The 626-nt window shown below is 69.6% G+C and carries 1 protein-coding gene; it reads right to left on the bottom strand.

The annotated features are described in order from the left end of the window. Positions 1 to 623, bottom strand: a 623-nt coding sequence (locus IE330_RS38540) for an IS701 family transposase (RefSeq protein WP_190140823.1), incomplete at its 3' end; no start/stop codon positions are given. Positions 624 to 626 lie beyond the last annotated feature (3 nt).

Below are 626 nucleotides of genomic sequence, written 5' to 3' on the forward strand. Positions count from 1 at the left end.
TCTTCCAGGGTGCGGCGCATCCGCCATTCCTGGCCGTAGGCACAGTCACCGGTCACCCAGGTGATCGGCAGGGGCGAGGCCAGGCCCCGCAGGACCATCGCCCGTGCCAACTCGCCCTTGGTCGCAAACCCGCGGTTCTCCGGAATGCCCGCTGCCCGGCACCTATCCGTGTCACCGGTCCAGGACTTCGGAAGGTAGAGCTCTCGGTCCACCAGTGCCCGGCCCCTGGGCGAGGCGCAGGCGGCAAAGACTCCGATCTGGCAGTTCTCGGTGCGGCCGGCCGTGCCGGAGTACTGCCGCTGGACACCAGCCGAGGCCGTGCCCTTCTTGATGAAGCCGGTGTCATCCACGATCAACACGCCGCCTGAGCAGCCGAGTTGTCCGGCGACGTAGTGCTGCACGTCGTCCCGAAGCGCGTCGGCGTCCCAGGCCGCACCGTTGAGCAGGTGCTGGAAGCCAGCAGGGCCGCGGTGGCCTGCATACTCGGCGAGCTGCCAGCCGTTCTTCCGATCCACCGGCGCCAGCAGGCCCCGCACGTAGTCCCGCATCCGCCACCGCAGATCCACACGCGAGAACCGGCCCGCCACCCGCGCGAACACCGACTCCAGCTCAGCCGCCCACAGGCC

Origin of the sequence: Streptomyces longispororuber, assembly GCF_014656095.1 — a bacterium.
Classification (GTDB): domain Bacteria; phylum Actinomycetota; class Actinomycetes; order Streptomycetales; family Streptomycetaceae; genus Streptomyces; species Streptomyces longispororuber.